The sequence below is a fragment of the Methylophilus sp. DMC16 genome, from assembly GCF_056314045.1.
Genome location: NZ_JBQUZC010000001.1, coordinates 1,636,586 through 1,659,335, shown reverse-complemented (window position 1 = coordinate 1,659,335; position 22,750 = coordinate 1,636,586). Strand labels below are relative to the sequence as shown.

General features: G+C 52.5%; 25 protein-coding genes. 14 read left to right on the top strand and 11 right to left on the bottom strand.

Annotated elements, in window-relative coordinates; genetic code table 11:
- The first annotated feature begins 4 nt into the window (after positions 1-4).
- The 4 genes from ACT53D_RS07840 to ACT53D_RS07825 all read left to right on the top strand — a co-directional run bounded on the left by ACT53D_RS07840 (position 5) and on the right by ACT53D_RS07825 (position 3,097).
- On the top strand, positions 5-457 hold the full coding sequence (locus tag ACT53D_RS07840) for a hypothetical protein (RefSeq protein ID WP_379077058.1): 453 nt from the start codon (positions 5-7) through the stop codon (positions 455-457).
- A gap of 9 nt (positions 458-466) precedes the next feature.
- On the top strand, positions 467-901 hold the full coding sequence (locus ACT53D_RS07835; protein WP_379077061.1) for a thioredoxin family protein: 435 nt from the start codon (positions 467-469) through the stop codon (positions 899-901).
- A gap of 85 nt (positions 902-986) precedes the next feature.
- Positions 987-1,961, top strand: coding sequence for a beta-propeller fold lactonase family protein (locus tag ACT53D_RS07830; protein WP_476155496.1), 975 nt, complete (start codon positions 987-989; stop codon positions 1,959-1,961).
- Positions 1,962-2,140: 179 nt separating this feature from the next.
- The gene (locus ACT53D_RS07825) at positions 2,141-3,097 is read left to right on the top strand and encodes a beta-propeller fold lactonase family protein (protein WP_476155494.1); all 957 of its coding nucleotides are present in this window, start codon (positions 2,141-2,143) and stop codon (positions 3,095-3,097) included.
- Positions 3,098-3,178: 81 nt separating this feature from the next.
- Here the strand turns inward: ACT53D_RS07825 and ACT53D_RS07820 are convergent, their stop codons facing one another.
- The 3 genes from ACT53D_RS07820 to ACT53D_RS07810 all read right to left on the bottom strand — a co-directional run bounded on the left by ACT53D_RS07820 (position 3,179) and on the right by ACT53D_RS07810 (position 4,936).
- Positions 3,179-3,679: a hypothetical protein gene (locus ACT53D_RS07820; RefSeq protein WP_476155492.1), complete on the bottom strand. Its 501-nt coding sequence runs from the start codon at positions 3,677-3,679 to the stop codon at positions 3,179-3,181.
- Between the two features lie 380 nt (positions 3,680-4,059).
- The gene (locus ACT53D_RS07815; RefSeq protein WP_476155490.1) at positions 4,060-4,440 is read right to left on the bottom strand and encodes a hypothetical protein; all 381 of its coding nucleotides are present in this window, start codon (positions 4,438-4,440) and stop codon (positions 4,060-4,062) included.
- Between the two features lie 73 nt (positions 4,441-4,513).
- Positions 4,514-4,936, bottom strand: a complete 423-nt coding sequence (locus tag ACT53D_RS07810; protein ID WP_476155488.1) for an REP-associated tyrosine transposase — start codon at positions 4,934-4,936, stop codon at positions 4,514-4,516.
- Between the two features lie 277 nt (positions 4,937-5,213).
- Here ACT53D_RS07810 and ACT53D_RS07805 point away from each other — a divergent pair, with 277 nt between their 5' ends.
- From ACT53D_RS07805 to ACT53D_RS07795, 3 genes are all read left to right on the top strand, one after another.
- Positions 5,214-6,122 (top strand): hypothetical protein, encoded by a 909-nt coding sequence (locus ACT53D_RS07805; protein ID WP_476155486.1) that lies wholly within the window; start codon positions 5,214-5,216, stop codon positions 6,120-6,122.
- A 209-nt stretch (positions 6,123-6,331) separates the two neighbouring features.
- On the top strand, positions 6,332-7,711 hold the full coding sequence (locus ACT53D_RS07800; protein WP_476155484.1) for an ATP-binding protein: 1,380 nt from the start codon (positions 6,332-6,334) through the stop codon (positions 7,709-7,711).
- Positions 7,708-8,346 carry a response regulator gene (locus tag ACT53D_RS07795; RefSeq protein WP_194747364.1) on the top strand — a complete coding sequence of 213 codons (639 nt, stop codon included), beginning with the start codon at positions 7,708-7,710 and terminating at the stop codon, positions 8,344-8,346. Before ACT53D_RS07800 ends, ACT53D_RS07795 begins: the two co-directional genes overlap by 4 nt.
- Positions 8,347-8,388: 42 nt before the next feature.
- Here ACT53D_RS07795 and ACT53D_RS07790 read toward each other — a convergent pair whose 3' ends face one another.
- The gene (locus ACT53D_RS07790) at positions 8,389-9,705 is read right to left on the bottom strand and encodes a Y-family DNA polymerase (RefSeq protein ID WP_476155482.1); all 1,317 of its coding nucleotides are present in this window, start codon (positions 9,703-9,705) and stop codon (positions 8,389-8,391) included.
- Between the two features lie 133 nt (positions 9,706-9,838).
- Between ACT53D_RS07790 and pqqA (ACT53D_RS07785) the strand changes: the two genes are divergently transcribed.
- Positions 9,839-9,910: a pyrroloquinoline quinone precursor peptide PqqA gene (gene pqqA / locus ACT53D_RS07785; protein ID WP_081624291.1), complete on the top strand. Its 72-nt coding sequence runs from the start codon at positions 9,839-9,841 to the stop codon at positions 9,908-9,910.
- A gap of 263 nt (positions 9,911-10,173) precedes the next feature.
- On the opposite strand, the gene ACT53D_RS07780 is transcribed toward pqqA (ACT53D_RS07785), so the two are convergent.
- The 3 genes from ACT53D_RS07780 to ACT53D_RS07770 form a co-directional block, all read right to left on the bottom strand.
- Entirely contained in the window at positions 10,174-11,052 is an 879-nt protein-coding gene (locus ACT53D_RS07780) for an alpha/beta fold hydrolase (RefSeq protein WP_194747362.1), read from the bottom strand.
- 2 nt (positions 11,053-11,054) lie between these two features.
- Complete coding sequence (locus tag ACT53D_RS07775) at positions 11,055-11,675, bottom strand: LexA family protein (RefSeq protein WP_194747360.1); 621 nt, start codon at positions 11,673-11,675, stop codon at positions 11,055-11,057.
- Between the two features lie 166 nt (positions 11,676-11,841).
- Complete coding sequence (locus ACT53D_RS07770) at positions 11,842-12,465, bottom strand: LexA family protein (RefSeq protein ID WP_476155480.1); 624 nt, start codon at positions 12,463-12,465, stop codon at positions 11,842-11,844.
- A gap of 114 nt (positions 12,466-12,579) precedes the next feature.
- On the opposite strand from ACT53D_RS07770, the gene ACT53D_RS07765 reads away from it, so the two are divergent.
- A complete protein-coding gene (locus tag ACT53D_RS07765; protein ID WP_476155478.1) occupies positions 12,580-13,395 on the top strand; it encodes a sulfite exporter TauE/SafE family protein in 816 nt (271 codons plus the stop codon).
- Between the two features lie 87 nt (positions 13,396-13,482).
- On the opposite strand, the gene pqqA (ACT53D_RS07760) is transcribed toward ACT53D_RS07765, so the two are convergent.
- Positions 13,483-13,554: a pyrroloquinoline quinone precursor peptide PqqA gene (gene pqqA / locus ACT53D_RS07760; protein ID WP_081624291.1), complete on the bottom strand. Its 72-nt coding sequence runs from the start codon at positions 13,552-13,554 to the stop codon at positions 13,483-13,485.
- Between the two features lie 195 nt (positions 13,555-13,749).
- Between pqqA (ACT53D_RS07760) and ACT53D_RS07755 the strand changes: the two genes are divergently transcribed.
- The 4 genes from ACT53D_RS07755 to ACT53D_RS07740 all read left to right on the top strand — a co-directional run bounded on the left by ACT53D_RS07755 (position 13,750) and on the right by ACT53D_RS07740 (position 18,116).
- Entirely contained in the window at positions 13,750-14,409 is a 660-nt protein-coding gene (locus ACT53D_RS07755) for a YoaK family protein (RefSeq protein ID WP_476155476.1), read from the top strand.
- Between the two features lie 92 nt (positions 14,410-14,501).
- Positions 14,502-16,133 (top strand): alpha-D-glucose phosphate-specific phosphoglucomutase, encoded by a 1,632-nt coding sequence (locus ACT53D_RS07750; protein ID WP_476155474.1) that lies wholly within the window; start codon positions 14,502-14,504, stop codon positions 16,131-16,133.
- Positions 16,134-16,166: 33 nt separating this feature from the next.
- The gene (locus ACT53D_RS07745) at positions 16,167-17,720 is read left to right on the top strand and encodes a M48 family metalloprotease (RefSeq protein ID WP_476155472.1); all 1,554 of its coding nucleotides are present in this window, start codon (positions 16,167-16,169) and stop codon (positions 17,718-17,720) included.
- 33 nt (positions 17,721-17,753) lie between these two features.
- The gene (locus tag ACT53D_RS07740) at positions 17,754-18,116 is read left to right on the top strand and encodes a putative quinol monooxygenase (protein WP_476155470.1); all 363 of its coding nucleotides are present in this window, start codon (positions 17,754-17,756) and stop codon (positions 18,114-18,116) included.
- A 20-nt stretch (positions 18,117-18,136) separates the two neighbouring features.
- Here the strand turns inward: ACT53D_RS07740 and ACT53D_RS07735 are convergent, their stop codons facing one another.
- Genes ACT53D_RS07735 through iscX form a run of 3 tightly spaced genes read right to left on the bottom strand, consistent with a single transcriptional unit; the run spans position 18,137 to position 20,256 of the window.
- Complete coding sequence (locus ACT53D_RS07735; protein WP_476155468.1) at positions 18,137-18,643, bottom strand: retropepsin-like aspartic protease family protein; 507 nt, start codon at positions 18,641-18,643, stop codon at positions 18,137-18,139.
- Between the two features lie 11 nt (positions 18,644-18,654).
- Complete coding sequence (locus ACT53D_RS07730; RefSeq protein ID WP_476155466.1) at positions 18,655-20,061, bottom strand: phosphomannomutase/phosphoglucomutase; 1,407 nt, start codon at positions 20,059-20,061, stop codon at positions 18,655-18,657.
- Positions 20,062-20,256, bottom strand: a complete 195-nt coding sequence (gene iscX, locus ACT53D_RS07725; RefSeq protein WP_194747352.1) for a Fe-S cluster assembly protein IscX — start codon at positions 20,254-20,256, stop codon at positions 20,062-20,064.
- 140 nt (positions 20,257-20,396) lie between these two features.
- Here iscX and ACT53D_RS07720 point away from each other — a divergent pair, with 140 nt between their 5' ends.
- Positions 20,397-22,436, top strand: coding sequence for an AsmA family protein (locus ACT53D_RS07720; protein WP_476155464.1), 2,040 nt, complete (start codon positions 20,397-20,399; stop codon positions 22,434-22,436).
- Positions 22,437-22,750: the final 314 nt, after the last annotated feature.

Genomic DNA, 22,750 nt, shown 5'->3' with positions numbered 1-22,750 from the left:
TGTCATGGTGAGTAAACACTTAGGGTTATCCCGGCAGTCTGGATGGCTGTGTATCTCTTCAGTGGTCAGTCTCCTGGCCCAGTGGGCAACGATGATGTTGCCAGCCGTAGCTTGTGTTTTGGCCGCAGCCAGTCTGCCCGCCAGGGCGGAAGAGGGCGTCGCCAGCAATGAGGCAACATGGGTGATACTCGAAGAGACGGATGACTCGTTATGCCTGGCGCATGGCGGCAAACTGATCACGCTGGCCCTGACTGACAGCGGCCAGCGCGCTGCCCCGGCCGGACTGGAGGTGTGGGTGGACCGCTGGTTTATGCAGGTGCAGACCGCAGACCATACCCGCCATCAACTCACCGCCGAACACCCCAGTCAGGAGTTGGGGTGCTCACAAAGCATCGCTGGCCCGCAACACTGGACACTCAGTACCATTAAACGCCTGCCCGAGCAGGCGCATCCTTAGGAATCTCGTATGCAAACAACCAGCCCTTCCGATCCGCAATCCAATCTGGCATCTACCCAAACCGCTGCCGTGGTGCAGACACTGGCAAGCCAGGCGCAATTCAATGCGTGGGTGCAGGCGCATCCGCTCGCCGTGGTACTGTTCACGGCCGAATGGTGTGAGCCTTGCCAGACCTTTGCCCCCGTCCTGGCAGCGGTTGCCGCCCAGCATCCACAAGTCGCGTTTGCGGTAGCCGATGTTGATGTCGCCACCGATCTGGTCGCCAATTTCCAGGTGACACAAGTGCCTGCACTCATGGCGGTGCGTGATCGCGTCATCATTGATATGGTCAGGGGCGCCATGCAGGCGCATGAGCTGCAGCACCACCTGCAAATGTGGCAAGCGCTGGATATGCGCGCCATCAACGCACATTTCTCCCAACAGAGCGCCTCTGCTATTGCATGAAAAATTCCTGACCCTTTGCGGGAACAGGTCTCAATCCTTACGGCTCACATCGCGCTATCGTAACGCTTGTATGAGGACGATTGATGTGAGCGCGTGCTGGCGCCTGCGCTTGAAAGCGTTGTCGGTTACGCTCAGTCTTTGTTTTACGCTGGGCGCATCCGCGGCAGAGTTCGCCTATATCACCAATCAGGGAGAGCATACGGTATCGGTCGTAGACCTGCGCCAACTGCAGGTGATCAAAACCATCCCGGTCGGCCAGTCGCCGGTCGGCGTCGCTATTCATCCTCAACAGAAAAAAGTATACGTGAGCAATGTCGATGGCCGTTCAATCTCGGTGATAGACATCACGCGGCAGCAAGTGGTGCAGACCCTCGCGCTGCCGATTGCCCCGGTCGGACTGGCCGTGAATCAGGCCGGTAACCGTTTATATGTGGCTGACTGGTATCACCATAGTTTGCTGGTGGTTGAGCCCGTGCACGGGCAAGTGCTGGCGAGCATAGAGGTGGGGCAGGCACCAGGCGGCTTGCAGTTAAGTCGCGATGGTCAGACGCTCTACGTGGCGAATCGCGACAGTAATGATGTGAGCGTGGTCGACACGCGCGCGAACAAAGAACTGCGCAGAATTAAAGTGGGCGAGCACCCGTTCGGTTTGGGGCTGAGCCCCGATGGCAAGCAGCTGTATGTGGTGAATGTGTACTCAAACTCAGTGAGTGTGATAGACACGCATGAGCAGCGCGTAGTGGCCACGCTTAGCGTGGGGCGGCACCCTTACTGTGTGACCACAGACCCGCAAGGGCAGCGCTTGTTCGTCACCAACACCGGCGAAGATAGCGTCAGCGTGATTGACCTGGCCAGCCAGCGGCCGCTGGCTAAAATTCGCGTCCCCGGTACGCCCGAAGGTATTGCTTTTGACCGCCAGCAACAGCAGCTCGTGGTCACCAGCTGGATGGACAACGTCGTAGCCGTCATTGATGGGCAGCGGCTGGACTCGCCGCGACAGGTCAAGGTTGGGGCACAGCCGCGCGCCTTTGGTGGATTTGTGTTTGAGGCTGGCGAATGAGTAGAGCGTCGGGAGTTTATCCCGGTTAAATCGGGAAGCATGACGCTATTGCCAAGGATTTTAAGTGCTTAATATGCAATGGTCATTTAAATTTCAAATTTAATTGATTTGCATAAAGTATATCTCCATGTTCTGGCCAGTTGTTGCAGCAACTGGCCGACTTTTTTTAAGGATGCTCTATGCAATACGCTCGATTGTTGACCCTCACCGCAGGCCTGCTAGCCAGCCTTACTCTCAGCGCCCAGCCGCTCGCTTATGTGCCTAACGAAAAAGACGGCACGGTCTCGGTGATTGATACCAGCACCGACGAAGTCATCAACACCCTGCCCAACAAAGGCAAGCTCGGCAAAAAGGTGCAGGCTGCCGCCATACACCCTAGTAACCAAAAACTCTACGTCGTCGTGCGCGATAAAAACGCCGTCTCGGTGGTAGACACCAAGCTGGGCAAACAAACTGCCCTGATCAAAGTCGGCGACGAACCAGAAGGCATTGATATCTCACCCGACGGAAAATTGCTGGCCGCCTGCCTGGAAGAAGAAAACGCAGTCTCGCTGGTAGACCTGCAAACCAACAAGCTCAAACACACCATCAAAACCCAGGGCAAAAACCCCGAGCATTGCGTGTTTTCACCCGACCAGCAATGGCTGCTCGCCAGCAATGAGGAAAGCAATAATGTGGATGTGATCAATTTGAACACATTCAAATCCGAACATTTGATTGCCGCCACCAAACATCCGCGCGGCGTCGGCTTCAGCCCCGATGGCAAATGGGCTTATGTCGCCAATGAAGCAGCCAGCTTGCTAGAGATTGTCTCTACCACCGACTGGAAAGTGCAAGCCAATATCAAGGTCGGCCTGCGCTCTAACGGCGTTAAGGTCAATGCCGATGGCAGCCGTATTTACGTTAGCAACGGCGGCGATCATAACCTCAGCGTCATTGATAGCGCCACCCGCGAAGTGATTGCCACCATTCCTGTTGGCCAACGCCCTTGGAATATGGCCCTGACGCCAGATGGCAAAAAGCTCTATGTCGCCAATGGCCGTAGTAATAATGTCTCGGTGATTGATACCCAAACCAATGCCAAGCTGAAGGATATTGCGGTGGGGAATCTGCCTTGGGGGGTGGTGATTCATTAACCTTGATAGGTGATTGTTGCTTTTCATGTGGTCATCTATACAACAGCGGCGTACCCTCGAGGGTACGCCCTACGCGGATTTTTATTGCAAAAATATAGACCAATAATATAGAACGCCAAAAACTTGCAATCCAAAAACTATTGATGCATAAATTTTTATTTTATTTGGAAGATCAAACATAAATAACACTGGCATCAGCATAGCAAGCAAAACATACACTCCATCTCTTGTTACACTGTTTTCGACCGTGTCTTCAGTAATTTTGACGTTTTTGTCATCATATATTGCTATCCAGCGTCGCAATAATTTTGACTCAATTAATTTAACTGACTCACCTACTGAAAGAAGAGTGCAAGTCCTTAAGTCTGTATTTTTTTGCAAATTTCTATCTTGCAATTTCAAACCTATTTCACAAACCTTTTGTGTATATTTAGACTGAACGGTTTTCATTTCTAAAGATGCAACAACTACATCATCATGTTTAATTTCAAGAAATGCTAAATCAGTAAAAACGACTGTCGCAGTTAACCATATGAGCAACCACACTGGTAATAAATAGTTTAATTTTACTTTCAGGTTCATATTGAAACTTATCGTTGAAAATCAGCGGACATCAAAAAGTCTGTAGGGTGGGCAACTCGTTGCCCACGCGTAAAATCGTTATGCGTCACCAAACGCTCCTTCTACAAAATCTACCCCAACACCCCTATGCTCATAATAAACGCCCGCTTTAACATGTCGGTGATATATCAAATCGAGTCTGACCCCATTGATGGCTTTAAAAAGTAAGTAGCTCCAGCAGTATTAGCGCGACGATAACGTGACATGGTGGAGTTTTGTGTGAGTTTTACCGCGTGGGCAACGAGTTGCCCACGCTACCTGGCTGGCGACAAAAGTGGCGCAGCCATTGTTATTAAAATTATCTTTATCGAAGAGAGTTATCGTCAGCCCCGCTTGATGGGTTAAGGTGCATTTTTTGTTACTGCACTACGTCTTTTTAAGTCTTGGAGATATGCGGTAGCTGATTCTGGGGTACATTTAGCTGCTAAATCAGGCGGTTTGGGAAAGCCTTCTTTTTTTCCTGTGGCACGCCCTTTGATATGTAGTTCTTTTGCTGATGCAACTTCTTGTTCTGATTTGGCACGGTTCTTGGTTAACTCGTCAGATGTAATTTCGAATTCTGCAACGACTTTAGGATCAGCCCCACACCCCTCTGCCATTCCAACAAAAAGTCCGCTGAAATATGCTAAAGCCTCTGCATTTGACATGGTTTTAGGAACATCCTCCGCTCTGCAAATGATTGATGCGAAAAAAATAACCAATATTGCATAAACTTTAATCATAGTCTGTAGGGTGGGCAACTCGTTGCCCACGCGTAAAATTGTTATGCGTCACCAAACGCTCCCTCCACAAAGTCTAGCCCAACACCCCAATGCTCATTATAAACGCCCGCTTTAACATATCGGTGAATGTTGAATAAGGCCAATATTTCACATTGTTCACCAACCTATGCTTAAGCGGGTTGAAATGCAAATAATCCATAAATTTTGCATAATCGTTATCATCGCGAATTTGATGCTCCCAATAACGGCGTTGCCAAATGGTCGATTCACGACGTTTTGTTTTGGATGCAGACATCCATTCTGTATGGTTTAAACGCGCACCGCAAACACGGCTCACATAACGTTTGATGAGTTGCCAACGAAGCGCAAAGTTTGCATCATTCGGTGGTAGCGTCCATATGGAATGAATATGGTCAGGCAACAAAACCCATGCGTCTATTGTAAAAGGATGATCAGTGCGGACTTTTTGGATGGCATGTTTTAACGCATCACGCACATCCTCATCACAAAGAAATCTTTGCCTGCGTTAAGTCACAACTGTAAAAAAGTAAGTGGCTCCAGCAGTATTGGCGCGACGATAACGTGACATGGTGGAATTGTGCGGGAGTTTTACCGCGTGGGCAACGAGTTGCCCACGCTACCCGGCTCCAGTTCGGACACTTCGATAGTTTACAATAGCACTTCTAGTAAGATACAAGTGCTAGGTGTTGCTTGATAAGGCTTGAGTAGTTTTACTGAACCCATAATTATTAATTTAGCGTTAGGTTTAGCCTATGTCCGAACATGAAACATCTCAGGATGACTGTATAGTTCATAGCCATCCCGTACCGGCAAGCGAGCTCGGTCGTTACAGCGTTGAACGAGATGCGCATTCTGAGCGGGATGTCGCCAATTATGTAAATGGTCAGGCCAAAGATGAAACCGTCCTTCATGTTGAGCGTGTTAAACGTGAGGTAGTGCTCGGTGATGTTTATGAGATATGGGATGTAACTACAGATAAGGATAGATGGTGGGTTATAACAAACCTTATGAACCTCTATTCTCAAAAGTATTTTCCAAGTCTTGATTACACCATTTCATTTCATATAGGGCTTATGGCGAGACTACGTAGTCGTCCAAGCGCTATCAACCCAGATGAACCAACCCCATTTGATGAAGTTATTCGGCGAGTAGATCAAGCCAATGGCCGTCTTGATGCTGCAATAGAAGTTGAGGACTATCAAGCTGTTGGTATGTTGCTTAGAGAGAGCTTAATTTCACTTGTTTCTACGATGAGACGACGAGTAAAACTGACAGAAAACTTCGAAAAACCACAGGATGCAAACTTTATAGGGTGGTGCGACATTCTGATGAATGCTCTCTGCTCAGGTGGAAGTAACAAAGAGCTACGCCAGCATTTAAAAAATACAGCCAAAGAAGCTTGGCAATTGGCTAATTGGCTAACTCATACTAGAAGCGCAAGAAAAACCGCTGCTTCAATTGCAATGCATTCTTGCCAAACAGTTATTGGGCACTTTATTCAAATACTTGAAGGGGGACTAGTTGAGAGGATAGGGGAGTGTCCAGTATGTAAGTCTTGCGATGTTCGAAGTCATTTCGATATATTAATTCCCCCTGATGGTGATTATTACGCGAGTTGTGGTGTTTGCGACTGGTCTAATCACCCAACGGAATCCTCTTAGGAGGTAGCTACTTTCGGTAAACCACTGGATCACTCTAAAGTTTCAATTGCTATTTATTATGAAAATCTAGCGCTGACTCATTGCCGTCAGGGCGATGACGTATTTGATCCTTCGCAGTTTTAGCTATCCTTGATAATTTCTTGCTGTATGAATGGATAGGGAAAAATTCCCGAATGTTTTTGGTGAATACTCTTTAAAATCCCCCTAGCATGATGAAATCTCTCAGCCTTCAATTCAAACTCAATCTGATTATTACCCTGTTATTGCTTGGGTTGCTGCTGACGTGGGCGGTGTCGGTGGTTAAAAACGCGCGCGAGGATGTGCTGGCGGAGGTGCAGTCGACGAGTAATCTGGTGATGCATTTGCTGGATGCGGAGATTGCCCATTACATGACGGACTTTGGCTGGTTGCAGCATAACCAGCAAGAAGGGGTGCAGATTTTCCGGCTGGATGAGTTGAAGAATATCCGCCATTTGAAGGTGGATTTTTACGATAACAATGGCCGGTTGCGCGAATCTAACCGAAGTACGCGCATGGCGCATAGCGGGGAAGACCCCCCCAAATGGTTTGTGAAGTTGCTGGATATTTCGAGTGTGCTGAATGAGCCCAAGCGCAAAAATATTATTTTAAATGGCCGCTTTATTGGGGAGCTGGTGATTACGCCGGACCCTAGTTTTGAGTTGCGCGAGATTTGGGATGATACGTCTGGCTTGCTTGCGATTGTGAGTTTGTTTGGCTTGAGTGTGCTGCTGTTTGTGTATTGGACGGTGCGGGCGACTTTTAAGCCGGTTAAGCAGATTATTCATGGCTTGAACCAGATTGAGCGCGGTGAATACCAGAGCCGCTTGCCGGGCTTTGAGCAGGTGGAGTTGAGCGAGATTAGCGACAAGTTCAACAGTATGGCGAGCACGCTTGAACAAAGCATCCGCAATAACCACCGCTTGACCCAGCAGATTATTCATTTGCAGGAAGAAGAGCGAAAAAAGCTTGCGCGCGATTTGCATGATGAGATTGGCCAGTATCTGACCGCGGTGCATGTGGATGCGAGTGCGCTGGTGGCGGCGAAAAAGCTCAGCTCAGCGCGGGAGAGTGCGCAGGCGATTGCGCAGATTACGCGGCAAATGATGGTGACGATACAGGATATTTTGTCGCGCTTGCGTCCACGGGTGCTGGATGAGTTGGGGTTGAGCCTGGCGCTGGCGGAGTTGATTCATCACTGGCGCGACCGCAATCGCGGCATTATGGTGGTGAATCAGATATCTAACCATTTGTCGCAGCCGGATGAAGCGATGTCGGTGACGGTGTACCGCATTTTGCAGGAGTGTTTGACTAATATCAGCAAGCACGCCGCCGCGACACGGGTGATGATTGAGGTGAAGGAGACGGACAACGGCCTTTACCTGATGGTGGAGGATGATGGACGTGGCTTTGATCCGCAGTTGCAAACGCGCGGTTACGGCTTGGCCGGGATGCAAGAGCGGGTAGAGGGCTTGATGGGGCGCATGCATATTCATACGGCGCCTGGTCAAGGGACGCGCATAGAAATCCATTTTCAGATGACAGAAGCATTTCAGGAAGCAGCGGTATGACAGTCAAGGTGGTGTTGGTAGATGATCACACAGTGGTGCGATCAGGGTTAAGGCGTCTGCTTGAAAGCCACAAGTCGATAGAAATTATCGCCGAGGCGGATACGGGCGAACAGGCTTATCAGGTGTATGGTGAGGTCATGCCTGACGTGATGCTCATGGATATCTCCATGCCAGGCATGGGCGGGCTAGAAGCCGCCAAGCGTATTTTGCAGCGCTATCCACAAGCCAGAATCGTCATTTTCTCTATGCATGAGGCCGTTTCGTTTGCCGCACAGGCGCTTAAAACCGGTGTGAAAGGCTATGTGACTAAAACCGGCGTGGCTGAGGACCTGGTACAAGCGGTGCTGGATGTGTCCAAAGGGCGCACGTTTTTAAGTCAGGATGTGGCGCAGAAAGTCGCGTTACAAACCCTGGTGGGCGACAGTAATCCGCTCCAACAGCTGACATCACGAGAGTTTGAGGTGTTTCGGCTGCTGGCCGAGGGCAAACGGGCGGATGAGGTGGCAGACATGCTGAAAATCAGCCAAAAAACCGTGGCCAATTACTACACCCTGATTAAGCAGAAGCTCTCTGTGAACAGCCCGGTAGAAATGGTCAGGCTGGCCATGAAACATGGGCTGATTGATGCGAGCTAACAAGCGAGTAAGCTAAGCCTTTTATTTGTTAAGCCTTTACTCTCAATCCACACACAGCAGGTCTTTCCAGTTGGTCGTATAACTCGGGCTCTTGCGCATTTGCTTCATTTGCCAGGGCTGTTGCCGGCCTTCGCTTGCCAGCCGCAAGGTGGCTCTGCCCATTTTGCGGTTAATTGCGTCCATGGCCTGCATCAGCCGCGCAGTGTTGTCGGCTTGCGGCCCTGAATGAAACAAATCCTGTTGTATCGCCTGCGCAGGCACCAACTCGCCCAAGGACACGCCGGCTTTGGCATAGTCGTGTCCGGGCTTGTAAATGCGCCTGAGCGCCCAGAGTGCCGCTTTGACCAGTTGCCGGGTATCGTGCGTGGCCACCGGTAGTGGCACTGTGAGGGCATTGCTGTAAAAGCGGCTGTCCTCGCGGAAGGGGCTGGTGCGGATATACACATAGACACTGCCAGCAAACAGCTGTTTTTTGCGTAACTTTTCGGCAGCGCGGGTCGTATACAACGTCAGCGCTTCAGCCAGGCCTTCGATTTCTCTGACGGGCTGGCCAAAGCTGCGTGTGCTCAAAATTTGTTGCTGCGGCCCGCGCACTTCTTCGAGTTCCAGGCACACGGTGCCATTCAGTTCACGAATGGTTTTCTCCATCACCACGCTAAAGCGCCTGCGCATGGTTTCGGCATCACTGTATTTGAGGTCATAGGCGGTGTGAATCGCTAGTGGACGTGCATGCAGCGTGGCGGCCAGGCGGCGGCCGATTCCCCAGACTTCATCCACCTGTATTTCGGCGAGACGGGCATCTACCTCGGTTGGCGGCAGGGCGTTGAAATTGCACACGCCTTGCATGGCAGGGGTATGCTTGGCGCAGTGATTGGCGAGTTTAGCCAGCGTTTTGCTGGCGCCTATGCCGACACACACCGGTAAACCTGTACCGCGCAAGATGGTTTGCCGCAAGGTTTGTGCATACTCGGTCAAATCGCGCCGCGTAAACCCGGTCAACTCCAGAAAGCATTCGTCGATGGAGTAAATCTCCTGTGCCGGACTGAACTGACGCAAGATGGACATGACGCGGTTGCTCATGTCTGCATACAAGGCATAGTTAGAGGAGAAGGCAATGACGCCAGCGCGTTCTGCCTGCTTGCGAATCTGGAACCAGGGTGCGCCCATGGCGATGCCCAGCGCTTTGGCTTCGGCGCTGCGCGAGACCACGCAGCCATCGTTATTGCTCAATACCACCACGGGCCGTTGGCGCAATGCGGGTTTAAACACGCGCTCACAGCTCACGTAAAAGTTATTCACATCAATCAGTGCAATGGTGCGTGCATGCATGCTTGGGCAGTCTGTCGCGTTCATTGGCATGAGGTGTGTTTCATGAAATTCCCTAATCCTTGTTCATGATCGGCAATAGCAGGATTTTGGCCCGCCGGGTCGATAATACTTTCACACGGGCAAGACATGGGGTCGGCCCGGGACAACAACAAGGAGATCAATCATGTGGACTAAACCAGCTGCAACTGAAATGCGTTTCGGTTTTGAAGTAACCATGTACGTCATGAACAAATAATTGTTCTGAGTGACGGACAAGAGACCCGGTCGCCTAGTACCGGGTTTTTTGTGCGCGACGCATTGCTCTCTTGCCGGTTTGCAACGCGCTGTTTTTGATGTTGCCTCAATGTCTCACCCATCAGCATGGCGGCCGTCAGCATAGAAGACGGCTGCCTGATACGACATTCAGCTGGATGCGCTGGCATGCGCATGCAGACCAGACACCTAGCCGAGACTCCCCTTGTTAGCAAGCCTGACCGCGGCTTTGCACGTCGCGCTTGATTAATAGGCGTAGGCTGCGCGCATGGAGAACATGCCCGGTGTCGCCTGCAGGCGCGGTTTGGCGGCGGTTTTTGGTTTGAGGAAGGCATGAATCGCTGCCGCCAAACGGGCGGGTTCATCGTATGGCAGCCCGTGCCCTGCATCCTGAATGACCTTGTATTGCAGATCAGGATTGATGCGGTGCAAGGCGCGTGCCGTTTCCGCCGAGACCACGCCCTCGCTGCCAAGCAGCATTAAGGTGGGCACATAAATATTGCGGATCAGCTCATCAAACTCTGGATTCGGTGGAATCAGCACATCAAACGCTTGCAGGCTGGTTTGCAGTCTGGCTTCTATCAGGTGCTCGATAATGGCAGAGGCGCGAAAACGGTGTTTCGCCTTGTCTGCTTTAAATAACGCTTCCTTGCTGGAAGTCAGCATTTGTTGATGTTGCTCAACCAGCTGGCGGTGATAGACCTCATGCGGCCACTCTGCACTCAGAAAGGTCGGGTCTGCCAAAATCACGCCATTGATCGCCAGGCCGAGTCTGCTGGCGACCATGGCCGCAGTCATGCCTCCCATGGAGTGGCCGAGCAGGTAGGGCGATTTGATGCCCAGCGTGCGGATCAGCTCAATCACATCATTGGCGTGGTCTTGATAGGTGTAGCCATGCAGGGGCGCGCTGGATTGGCCGTGGCCGCGCGCATCCGGCATGATGATGTCATAGTGTTGCTCCAGCGCGCGGGCGATGGGTGACCAGCATACGCTGTTGCCGGCCAGGCCATGCAAGGCAATGATGGTCGGTTTGTTGCCGCCAGTGCGCAGGTAGTGAATGTTGATACCGTTTGCTCTGCAAACGCCATCAGTCCAGTGAGAAGCAGGGGTATTTTGACGTGCCATGATTAAAACTTTCTAAAAGAACCAGTCACCACGCCCCAGATTTCAAACTGCATGTGTTGCGAGATCAGGATAGGGGCGTATCTTCCTGATGAATTAGCGGGTAATAACTTGGGCATGCCATCTTTTTGTTTGGCCAGGGTTTTGACCGTAAATTCGCCATCAATCATTGCTAGCACAATATCGCCCACAGCGGGCACCTTGTCTTTTTCAATCACGGCTTTATCGCCAGGCATGAGGCCCACCTCAATCATGGATTCGCCTTGTATCGTGACAAAGAAGGTTTTGTCGGCCTTGTTGATCAGATAGGCATTCGGGTCCATGCGTGCATCGACATGGTCGTCAGCAGGGGACGGTAATCCGGCGGGCACTTTGGACTCAAACAGCGGCAAACTGACCTGGTCAAGCTCAGCTGATAACTGTGTAAATTCTTCAATGCGATCAAGATGGTCTTTCAGTTGTGCCAACCGCTGTTTTTTCGCGTAGGCCTCCAGAAAGTCGCTGATGACCGGCTTTTGGCTGTTAGGCACGCGCATGACCGAGGTTTCTTCCCGGTAGGTGCCTGTGCCTGACTTGCGCCCGGCGCCCGCTCTTTTGCCGCCGTGTGTATTGTCTTCATCGTTCATGGAAATTATTGTAACAGCAATCAAGTGTTATTGTAACAATAATCAAGATTTTTTTAAGTGTGATGAAAAAACGAGTGCACCCTGGCTAGGGGGTTACAGCAAACGGCGCTGTCTGCCCGGATGTGTGCCTGATCAGGAATGGGTTTTTTGACGGATCTGCAGGTACTTATCTGAAGCGCCTGAATGAGCCAATGACGACGCCCCAGATTTCAAACTGCATGCCGTCTTCGATCAGAATCGGGCGGTACTTGCCTGAGGCATTGGCAGGTAACAGTTGTGGTTTGCCATTTTTTTGTCTGGACAGGGTTTTGATGGTGAATTCGCCATCAATCATGGCCAGCACAATATCGCCCATCACCGCCTTTTTGTTTTTATCCACCACGGCTTTATCGCCAGGCATGAGGCCCACCTCAATCATGGATTCGCCTTGTATGGTGACAAAAAATGTAGTGTCTGCCTGATCAATCAGGTATTCGTTGGGGTCCAGCCGTTGTTCGATATGGTCATCCGCGGGCGAGGGGAAGCCTGCCGCCACTTTGGACTGAAATAAAGGTAAGGCAATGCCTGACGTATCGCGCGCTGGTTGCGCAAAAGATTGCGGACTATCCAGGCTGTCCGGTGATGGTTGCCGCTGTTTGCGGCCATAGCTGGCCAGCAGTTGGCGAATGGCGGCCTGTTGGCTGGCAGGCATCCGCATGCCCGTTGTCGCTTCCTGGTATAAGCCAGAGCCCGGTTTGCGACCGGCACCGGGGCGCTTGCCTCCTGCTTTTTGATCAACCATCTCGTTCATTTGATTATTGTAACAAAAATTAGTGCGTGGGCAGTTAAACAAAACAGGAGGGATGCAAAAGAAAAAATAATCTCAGAAGGTATACTGTGCGGCCTGATCATTCAAAAAACTGCTATGGACTGGTTAACCGTTTTTTTTGAACAATATGCTGTGTTTTGCCTGATGGGCGTGATTGTCGGTGTCTTGTCTGGCTTGCTCGGGATTGGTGGCGGCATTGTGCTGGTGCCCATGCTGCATGCCATTTTGGTCGCCAAAGGCTTTGCAGCCGACACGGCGTTTCATATGGCGCTGGCGACGTCGATGGCTTGCATCGTGTTCACCTCGCTGTCCAGCATTTTGGCGCATCATAAAAACCAGAATATTGTCTGGCCCTATGTGTGGGCCATGGTGCCGATGGCGTTTGTGGGGTCGTTGTTGGCGACACTGGTGGCGATTCATCTGGATGCCAGGTATTTGACGCTGTTTTTTGCCACCTTTACTTTTTTTGCGGCGGTGCAATTATTTCTGGATCGCAAACCGACCCAGCATAAAGTGCCAGGCAAGGTTGAGATTGGCCTGGTGTCATTGCTGATAGGCGGTGTGTCTGCGCTGGTGTCGATTGGCGGCGGAACCTTGACGGTGCCTTATTTAGCCATGCGCAATGTGTCGGTGAAGCAGGCGATTGGGACCTCGGCGGTATTGGGTTTTCCGATTGCACTGGCCAGCACAGCCAGTTATTTGCAAGATGCCTGGCGGCAAACCGCACATGCGCCAGAAACGTTTGGCCTGCTGTATTTGCCGGCGGTGCTGTTGCTGACCCCGCTTAGTGTGCTGTTTGCGCCTACGGGCGTGGCCTTGACAAAACGCTTGCCGGTTAAAACCTTAAAGCGTGTATTTGCCTTATTTTTAATTTCCGTGAGCCTGCATTTGCTATGGTCGCAGCTGGCTTGATCGGGCCGTCTGCCTTGCAGCCATAAAAAAACCGCCGGAGTCCGGCGGTTTTTTGTTCAGCTCACTTGTGATTAAGACAAGCGCTGATTATTTGTTCATGACGTACATTGTTACTTCAAAGCCAAAACGCATTTCAGTTGCAGCTGGTTTAGTCCACATAATCGTCTCCTTAAGTGTTTGTTTAAATGCATCATGATTGATGTATTTGTATGACTCTCACTATACGCGGGTGTTTCAATCCATGCCTGAAGCGAATCCGTAAAAACGGCTCATGATTTTACGTAGTTTTTATAATCAGGTCGCTCACTCGGCGTAGAATAAGGCTGTCTGGTCTATGCAGGATTCGAGGTCTATATGATGCAGCGATTGCCACGCTGGGTAGAGTGGGGCGGATTTTTAATGGCATTGAACGCCGGCTTTATTAATGCGGTGGGGGTGTTGGGCTTCAGGCATCAGGCGGTGTCGCATCTCACCGGGATTTCGACTTTTTTCTCCATTGAGCTCATGCAGGGCGACGGGTTGCAGGCCTTGCACTTGCTTTGCGTGATGCTGTTTTTTTTGCTGGGCGCCATGCTCAGTGGTGTCATCATCGGGCATGAGGCACTCAAGCTCGGGCACCAGTATCATTGGGCGTTATGGCTGGAGGCCGGCTTGTTGGCCGCTGCTATCCTGCTGTTGAATACGGGCTGGCACAGCGGACAGTGGCTGGCCTCGGCGGCTTGCGGCTTGCAAAATGCCATGACCAGCACCTATAGTGGCGCCGTGGTGCGCACCACGCATGTCTCGGGCCTGTTTACCGATATCGGCATTGCACTCGGCTTGCGCTTGCGCGGCCAGGCCGTGGATAAGCGCCGGCTCACACTGTATTTGTTGCTGATAGGCGGGTTTGTTTGTGGCGGGGTATTGGGCGCCTGCAGCTTTATGCGCTGGCATTTTAATGCCTTGTGGTTGCCGGTGGGCCATGTGGCCGCGTTGTCGCTGCTGTATTTTAGTCTGCGTCATCGCGCAGCCTGAATCATGCGGAGAAATCCCGCCGCACACAAAACTGCCATCAATTTGTAATACAATCAAGCTTAGATTTTTTTACATTTCACGAAGCCCATATCATGTCGATTCAAACTGTCGCTACACAAGCTTTTTCTGATCAAAAACCCGGCACCTCTGGCTTGCGCAAAAAAGTGCGTGTGTTTCAACAGCCACACTACCTGCAAAACTTTGTGCAAAGTATTTTTGATACGCTGGAGATTCCTGCCAATGCGACTTTGACGCTGGGCGGGGATGGCCGCTACTTCAATAAAGAAGCGATTCAGGTCATTATCAAAATGGCGGCGGCCAACGGCTTTGGTAAAGTGCTGGTCGGCCAGCACGGTATTCTGTCTACACCGGCGGCTTCTCATCTGATCCGCAAATACCAAACTTTTGGTGGCATTATTCTTTCTGCCAGTCATAATCCAGGCGGACCGGATGACGATTTTGGCATCAAATACAACACCAGCAACGGCGGTCCGGCACCGGAAAAAATCACCGATGCCATTTTTGCCAACAGCAAACAAATCAGCCAATACAAACTGGCCGACTTGCCAGAGGTGGATCTCTCCAGCATTGGTGTCACCACCCTGGATGGCTTCGTGGTTGAAGTGATAGATGCGGTCAGTGACTATGCCGACCTGATGGAAAGCATGTTTGATTTTGCTGCCATCAAGCGCTGGCTGGCCGCGGGGCATCGGCTGACGTTTGATGCCATGCATGCCGTGACCGGGCCATATGCCAAGGAGATTTTAGGTAACCGCCTGGGCGCGTCTGCAGACAGCCTCATGAATTGCGAAGTCTCCGAAAACTTTGGGGGCGGCCATCCGGACCCTAACCTGACCTATGCCGAAGACCTGGTCAAAGTGGCGTATGGCGCACAGGCCCCGGATTTTGCAGCGGCGTCTGATGGCGATGGTGATCGCAACATGATTCTGGGCAATCACTTTTTTGTCACGCCGTCTGACAGTCTGGCCCTGATTGCCGCCAATGCCAAGTTGATCCCTGCTTATGCCAAAGGCTTGTCTGGCGTCGCCCGTTCGATGCCAACCAGTGGTGCCGTAGACCGCGTGGCCGCCAAATTAGGCATCGCTTGTTACGAAACGCCCACCGGCTGGAAGTTTTTTGGCAACCTGATGGATGCTGGCCGCGTGACCTTGTGTGGTGAAGAAAGCTTTGGTACCGGCAGTGACCATGTCCGCGAAAAAGATGGCTTGTGGGCGGTGTTGTGCTGGTTGAATCTGCTGGCCGCCACGGGTGAGAGCGTTGAGTCACTGGTGCGCAAACATTGGCAAACCTATGGCCGCAATGTGTATTCTCGCCATGACTACGAAGGCGTGCCCACCGAGCAGGCCAATGCTGTGATGGCACATATCAAGGCCCAGTTTGCCAGCTTGCCTGGTCAAGTGTTTGGCAGCTACACCGTGAACACCGTGGATGACTTCAGTTATACCGACCCCGTCGATGGCTCTGTCAGCACTGGCCAGGGCTTGCGCATTCTGTTTGTCTGTGGCTCACGGGTGGTGATCCGTTTATCTGGCACCGGCACTGAAGGCGCCACCATCCGCGTTTATCTGGAGGCATTTACGCAAGACCCGGCTCAGCAACAGCTTGATGCCCAGGAAGCATTGGCAGAACTGATTACGGTCTCGCATCAGATTTCGCAGTTGCCACAGCTGACTGGTAGACAGCAACCTACGGTGATTACTTAAGCAAAGCGTGCACAGGGAAGCCGTGGAGTGATCATGATCAAAAAAAGCATTCTTTGTCCGCTGATTGTATCTGCAGGCCTGCTGGCTTGCGGGGTGAATCCGGTCACCAAAGAGCGGGAGTTTCAGTTTGTCTCGCAAGACAAGGAAATCCAGATTGGCCAGCAAAACTATAGCCCGGCGCGTCAATCGCAAGGCGGCGACTACACGCTGGACCCTGAGCTGACACGCTATGTGCAGCAAGTCGGCCAGCGGTTAGCCGCGGTGTCTGACCGCCCGGATTTGCCCTATGAGTTTGTGGTGCTCAATGACTCAGTGCCCAATGCCTGGGCCATGCCGGGTGGCAAAATTGCGTTTAACCGGGGCCTGTTATACGAATTGCACAGCGAAGCTGAACTGGCGGCTGTGTTGGGGCATGAAATTGTGCACGCGGCGGCCAGGCATGGTGCCAAAGGCATGGAGCGTGGCATCTTTATGCAAGGTGCCATGCTGGCGGTGGGCCTGGCCACGCGTGACTCCAATTATGCCAATCTGGTGGTCGGTGGCGCGCAATTGGGCGGGCAACTGATCACGAGCAAATATGGCCGTGAGGCTGAGTCCGAGGCAGATCACTATGGCATGAAGTATATGAAGCTGGCCGGTTATGACCCTGCTGCTGCGGTGACGCTGCAAGAGACCTTTGTCCGGCTCAGCCAGGGCAAACGGCAGGATTTTCTGTCTGGCTTGTTTGCCAGCCACCCGCCTTCGCAAGAGCGTGTCGATCTCAACGAAAAAACCTTGGCCGAGCTGGGCACTGGCGGTGAGATGGGTAAAGAGATTTATGCACAAAAAGTCGCCAAACTGATGGCGACGCGCGAGGCTTATAAAGCCTACGATGAAGGCAAAGAGGCCTTGCAAAAAGGCGATACCGAAAAAGCAAAAACTTTGGCGAAAAAAGCCATCAGCATTGAGCCGCGCGAAGCGCGTTTCGAGGAGCTGCTGGGGGATATTGCCCTCACCAAGAAAAATACTACCGAAGCGCTGGCGTTTTACGAAAAAGCCATCCAGATGCAACCGGACTACTTCAAGCCCTATGTGCAAAGTGGCATTGCCCTGTTTAATGCCGGTAAAAAAGAGCAGGCGGAATCCTTTTTGAAAAAAGCCAACGCCTTGTTACCAACGGCGCCAGGCTATGCCTTGCTTGGGCAGATTGCTGAAGGGCGTGGCGAAACCGCCCTGGCGTTGCAGCATTATCAACTGGCGGCAAGTTCAGATTCCGAAATCGGCAAAGAGGCTGCGGCAAGAGCCATGCGACTCGATTTGCCACGCAACCCTGGCCGCTATTTGCCTGCTGGTCCGCTGGCTGATGATACCGGCATGGTTTACGCTGCCGTGCAAAATAACAGCAATGTGCCGGTGGGGCGCGTGCAAGTACGCATGCTGCAATACGACAGCCGTGGCCGCATGGTCAACCAGACACGTTCGATGTTGATTACGGGCGGCATTGCCCCCGGTCGGCGCGGTTCAGTGGCCACCGGTGTCCGCATCATCGACCAGGCCGATTTGCAGTTTTTCCGGGTCGTGGTTGAAGGCGCCGAACTCGCCAATTAATCACGCGATTATTCAATCATTTGGTTTCATCCTATGGCCACTACCGATTCCTGTGTCTCCGTCTGTCCCTACTTTGAAATCCAGCCTGGCCAGGCTTCTGCCTTTCGGGCGATTTGCGAAAAATATGTGAGCTGGTCATCCCGTGAGCCTGGTTGCCTGTATTACGGCTTTAGCTTTCACGGTGACCTGGCTCATTGCCGCGAAGGGTTCACCAATGCAGAAGCGCTGTTGGCGCACATCGAAAACCTGCGGCCGATTTTGCACGAGATGGGGGAAGTGTCTAAGCTGGTGCGGATTGAAGTGCATGGGACAGAAGCCGAATTGGCCAAGCTGAGGGAGCCGTTGGCAGGGATGCATCCGCAGTGGTTTGTGCTCGAATTCGGCTACAGAAAATAACCTGAAATTTAATAGCAGCCTTATTCTGCGTTCTGAATGGTCATGGTGCCTTGGTATAAGCGCACATCCATTCTGCCTAAAAAGCTCATGCCGAGCAGGGCATCGCCTTCCAGTCCAGGCGAAATCGTCGCGGCGACATCATGGGCGACGACGCCACCCAGTTGCACGGTTTTAAGCCTGACCAAATAAGCGACCGCCGTGCCGTTAGCGGTGTGGGTGCTAATCGCGTCATGGCTGACCAGACCCAAACGGTCTGCCACATTTTGTGAGATGGCGACGCCGGTGGCTCCGGTATCCACCAGAACGCGTACCCGTTCGCCATTAATGAGGGCTTCGGCACTGTAATGGCCGTCGGTGCCGCGCTTGAGCGTCACCACGTTTTGCTGGCCGAGTTGTTCCAGGGTGTTGGGGTGTTGTACGCGGTCTACCAGAAACCAGATCAGTGCAGCCAGCCCCAGCCAGAGCAGGGTGTAAAGCAGGCTGCGCCCGCGGAGATGGTTTTTTTGAGTGGCATGTCGCATGCTCATTCAATGGAGGCTCAAAAAGGGATTTTCAAGTCTGGGTGAGTGCTGAGTAGCAGTTGTTTGAATGTCTGTTGAATGCGGGTTAAGGCCGCATTGTCATCGGCCTCAAAGCGCAAGGTCAACACGGGTGTGGTGTTTGAGGCGCGAATCAAACCAAAGCCATCGGCATATTCAACGCGCAAGCCATCGATGGTGATCACTTCTACTGCGCCCGGAAACTGCGCGGCTTGTTGCAGTTGAGCGATCAAGGCATGCGGCTCGCCTTCTTGCATGGCGATTTGCAGTTCTGGGGTGTTGAGGCTGTCTGGCAGGGCTTCTAGCACGGCGTTGGCATCGGGGCTGCGGCTCACCAGTTCGAGCAGGCGTGCCGCGCTATACAGGCCATCATCAAAGCCAAACCAGCGCGGGGTACCCGCGACACAGTCATTAAAAAACAAATGACCCGAGAGCTCACCACCGATGGCGGCACCCGTTTCCTTGATTTTGGCTTTCATCAGCGAGTGGCCGGTTTTCCAGATCACCGGTTTGCCCCCATGTTGACGTATCCAGGGCGCGAGATAGCGGCTGGATTTGACATCAAACACCACTTGGCTGCCTGGTTGCTGGCTGAGTATATTCTCTACAAACAACATGAGCTGGCGGTCGCTGCGGATGATTTGCCCGGATCGGGTGACCACGCCCAGACGGTCGCCATCGCCATCAAACGCGATCCCGATTTCGGCGGTGCCGCCTTGCAAGGCGTGGATGACGTCCTGCAAGTTTTTGGCTTCCACCGGGTCTGGGTGGTGGTTGGGGAAGTGACCATCGACCTCACAAAACAGTGGCTCGACCTCGCAGCCTAATGCCTGGAAGATGGCGGGCGCGTAGGCTCCGGCGACACCGTTGCCGCAGTCGATGACCACTCGCATCGGGCGTGCGAGCTGGATATCCGACACAATGGCTGCCTGATAGGCTGGATAAATATCGTAGCTGGTTTGATTGCCAGCTTGGTCGGGCTGGTAAAACTGCTGCTGCATGATGCTGTGCTTGAGGGCCTGGATGGCTTCGCTACTGAGCGTCTCGCCCGCAATCACCATTTTGAGACCATTGTATTGCGGTGGGTTATGGCTGCCGGTGATCATGACGCCACTGTGCGTTTGGGCAAGGTAATGCGTTGCAAAATACAGCATGGGCGTCGTGACCATGCCCAGATTCAGCACATTGACGCCAGTTTGCATCAGCCCTGCACTCAAGGCGGTGGCCAGTGCCGGGCTGGATAAGCGGCCATCATAGCCCACGCAGACACTCTGCTCGCCGCGTGCCTGTGCCAAAGAGCCCAGCGCCAGGCCAATCTGCTGCACAATCTCTTCTGTCAATGTGTCACCGACAATGCCACGGATGTCGTAGGCTTTGAAAATCGACGCTGGCAGCAATGGAATCATTTATTCGGCTTCTTCTATCCAGGCCAGTTGAATCGCCTCCAGGATTTTTTCGCCGCAGCGGGAGGGCTCATCATCAAAGTCCTCCAAATCCATGACCCATTGCATGAGGTCGGTAAAGCGGATGGTTTTGGGGTCAATCTCGGGGAATTGATCATACAGCTCTTCGGCGATACGCTGGCTGTCAGTCCATTTCATGGTGGTGGGCTCCTGTCGATGTGAGTGAGATGGGCTCATTATAACTGACAGTAGGTGCCGGATTTGCCAGAATCCACCTACAGCGCTGTCAGACGTGGGGCACTGGTCAGCCTGAGCTGCACGCGGCATGATAACGGGTTATGAGTGATATTGATAAAACACCCCGCGCTCCCCTGTTTGCACGCTGGCTGGGGGGCATGCTACTTGTGCTTGTCTTTGTAGTCATGGTCTGCGAAATGCTGGGCTGGCCTTTTTTGCGCCAACCCCTGCAAACCGCGTTGCAAAATCAGTTGCAACGGGCCGTGATCATAGACCGTCCTTTCCATTTGCAATTGCTGGGTGGCATCCGGTTGCAAGTAGGTGGATTGAGAATTGCCGCGCCCGCAGGCTTTGACGCGCCTTATTTTGTTGAAGCGCATGGCTTGTCGCTGGCGTTGCGCTACCGCGACCTGTGGTCACTCAAAGCACGCGATCCTTATCGCATTGCGTCGATTCGCGCGGACCGTTTAAATGCTTACATGATCCGCCATGCCAACCAAGAGGCCAGTTGGGATTTTGAGCTGGATGACGGCAGTCCGCCCCGTCCGTTTCCCATCATTGAGCAACTGGCCGTTAATGAGGGGCAAGCCAAGCTTGCCGATGCCGTTACGGATGCGCAACTGAACGTCAAGTTTTATACCGAAGAGGGCGCCCATCTTAAAGCGCCGGAATCGCAAATCAAAGTGGATGGCCATTTCCGTCGTTTGCCCTTGCAGGCCGCATTGGTGACGCAAGGCTTTTTACCGATCGCGACTCAGGGGCAGGACTCACCGCCAGTTAACTCGCAAGGATGGTTAACGTATGGTGCCGTGCATGCCACGTTCCGCGGTGCCGTATATGATGTGTTGGGTGTCCAGCGTGTCAAGGGGCAGGTAGAGGTAAAAGGTTCGTCACTGGCCGATGTCGGGGACTTGCTGAGCCTGACATTCCCTAGGACGCCGCATTTCAAAATCAAGGCGACCGTTGAAAAAAACGCGATGCAGTGGGCTGTGAATGTCGCGTCTGCACACATTGGCAACAGTCAGCTGGCGGGACAGTTTGTTTATGATTTTGCCCCAGAAACGCCGATGTTGACTGGCAAACTGCAAGGCTCGTTATTGATGTTGGCGGATTTGGCGCCTGCCTTTGGCGCTGCAGCGACTCCATCGACTAGCAACCCGCATCCAGGCAAATTGTTTCCAAATACCTCGCTGGATTTTACGACCTATGGCCGCATGAATGCGGATATCGATGTGCATATTGATGCGGTCGATTTAGGATCGGCCTTCAGGCAGCGCATTGCACCGCTTAAATTGCACTTGCGCTTGCAAAAACACAAGTTAAGTCTGGCAGAGCTGGAGGCCAGTACGGCTCAAGGCTCCCTCTCAGGCGAGCTATCGATTGATGCGCATGATGCACAAAACGCCGACTTGTCGCCACCCGCTGCCCCGGATTGGGAGATTGCGCTGGCGGTGCATGATATCCGTTTGGAACAATGGCTAAAAGTCTCGCCACAGACGGATAAAAAATCGACCAGTGACACAGCCAAAGAAACCAGCCAACAGCCGGCGCCAGCTTATGTGAGCGGTAAATTGAATGGGCGTGCCAAGCTGCAGGGGCATGGCCGCTCAACCGCCGAATTATTGCGCTCGCTGGATGGTCAGCTCGCCCTGATGGTGCGTCAGGGGGAAATGTCTCACTTGTTGATTGAGGCGGCTGGCTTAGACATCGCTCAAGCGGTTGGTGTCATGATCAAGGGCGACCAGCCCTTGCCCATGCATTGCGCCGCGATGGGCTGGCGGGCCAAAGAGGGTGTTTTGACACCAGAGGCAGCCGTGATTGATACGCCCGTGACGACCGTCACGGTCAATGGTGCCGTCGATTTGGGTCAGGAGCAGCTCAACCTTAAACTCCAGGCCAGTCCTAAAAACTTTTCGCCGTTAACCGTGCGCTCGCCTATTCTGGTGACAGGGCCTTTTGTAGACCCCCAGGTTTCGATCAGCCCCGGGCCGATTGCCGCACGGGTCGCTGGCGGCATATTACTGGCATTGATCAATCCGTTTGCCGCCATCCTGCCATTTCTCGATCCGGGCGATCAAAGTGCAACCACGGATGTAGGCTGCCAGCAGACCTTGCAGCAACTAAAAATGCGTCAACATTGAGTCAAGACAAGACAGCATCCCCTGAAAAAAAAAGAACCCAACCGAAGTTGGGTTTAGGGAGCGATTTTGGAGATATACGCTTACGGATCTTATTAAGCATAAGTTGTGCCAGATTTAAAAAGATAATTTAAATCAATTGCTTAAGTATTTAATTCTGTTTTTTGGTGCATGTTGTTTCAATCAGGCTGGTGATGTTTGCACTGTATTGGTGCGCTTTGTGTCTGGATTACACCACGACTTAAAGTGATAGGCGCTCAATGAGCGCATCGCTAAAGATGGATGCTGCGGTCGCCTCATGCTAAAATCGCGCTTTA

Bases quoted from the DNA above. Each gene is read 5' to 3' on its own strand.
- ACT53D_RS07840 (WP_379077058.1), top strand. From the start codon at position 5: ATGGTGAGTAAACACTTAGGGTTATCCCGGCAGTCTGGATGGCTGTGT.
- ACT53D_RS07835 (WP_379077061.1), top strand. From the start codon at position 467: ATGCAAACAACCAGCCCTTCCGATCCGCAATCCAATCTGGCATCTACC.
- ACT53D_RS07825 (WP_476155494.1), top strand. From the start codon at position 2,141: ATGCAATACGCTCGATTGTTGACCCTCACCGCAGGCCTGCTAGCCAGC.
- ACT53D_RS07820 (WP_476155492.1), bottom strand. From the start codon at position 3,679: ATGAACCTGAAAGTAAAATTAAACTATTTATTACCAGTGTGGTTGCTC.
- ACT53D_RS07815 (WP_476155490.1), bottom strand. From the start codon at position 4,440: ATGATTAAAGTTTATGCAATATTGGTTATTTTTTTCGCATCAATCATT.
- ACT53D_RS07805 (WP_476155486.1), top strand. From the start codon at position 5,214: ATGTCCGAACATGAAACATCTCAGGATGACTGTATAGTTCATAGCCAT.
- ACT53D_RS07800 (WP_476155484.1), top strand. From the start codon at position 6,332: ATGATGAAATCTCTCAGCCTTCAATTCAAACTCAATCTGATTATTACC.
- ACT53D_RS07795 (WP_194747364.1), top strand. From the start codon at position 7,708: ATGACAGTCAAGGTGGTGTTGGTAGATGATCACACAGTGGTGCGATCA.
- ACT53D_RS07790 (WP_476155482.1), bottom strand. From the start codon at position 9,705: ATGCCAATGAACGCGACAGACTGCCCAAGCATGCATGCACGCACCATT.
- ACT53D_RS07780 (WP_194747362.1), bottom strand. From the start codon at position 11,052: ATGGCACGTCAAAATACCCCTGCTTCTCACTGGACTGATGGCGTTTGC.
- ACT53D_RS07775 (WP_194747360.1), bottom strand. From the start codon at position 11,675: ATGAACGATGAAGACAATACACACGGCGGCAAAAGAGCGGGCGCCGGG.
- ACT53D_RS07770 (WP_476155480.1), bottom strand. From the start codon at position 12,465: ATGAACGAGATGGTTGATCAAAAAGCAGGAGGCAAGCGCCCCGGTGCC.
- ACT53D_RS07765 (WP_476155478.1), top strand. From the start codon at position 12,580: ATGGACTGGTTAACCGTTTTTTTTGAACAATATGCTGTGTTTTGCCTG.
- ACT53D_RS07755 (WP_476155476.1), top strand. From the start codon at position 13,750: ATGATGCAGCGATTGCCACGCTGGGTAGAGTGGGGCGGATTTTTAATG.
- ACT53D_RS07750 (WP_476155474.1), top strand. From the start codon at position 14,502: ATGTCGATTCAAACTGTCGCTACACAAGCTTTTTCTGATCAAAAACCC.
- ACT53D_RS07745 (WP_476155472.1), top strand. From the start codon at position 16,167: ATGATCAAAAAAAGCATTCTTTGTCCGCTGATTGTATCTGCAGGCCTG.
- ACT53D_RS07740 (WP_476155470.1), top strand. From the start codon at position 17,754: ATGGCCACTACCGATTCCTGTGTCTCCGTCTGTCCCTACTTTGAAATC.
- ACT53D_RS07735 (WP_476155468.1), bottom strand. From the start codon at position 18,643: ATGAGCATGCGACATGCCACTCAAAAAAACCATCTCCGCGGGCGCAGC.
- ACT53D_RS07730 (WP_476155466.1), bottom strand. From the start codon at position 20,061: ATGATTCCATTGCTGCCAGCGTCGATTTTCAAAGCCTACGACATCCGT.
- iscX (WP_194747352.1), bottom strand. From the start codon at position 20,256: ATGAAATGGACTGACAGCCAGCGTATCGCCGAAGAGCTGTATGATCAA.
- ACT53D_RS07720 (WP_476155464.1), top strand. From the start codon at position 20,397: ATGAGTGATATTGATAAAACACCCCGCGCTCCCCTGTTTGCACGCTGG.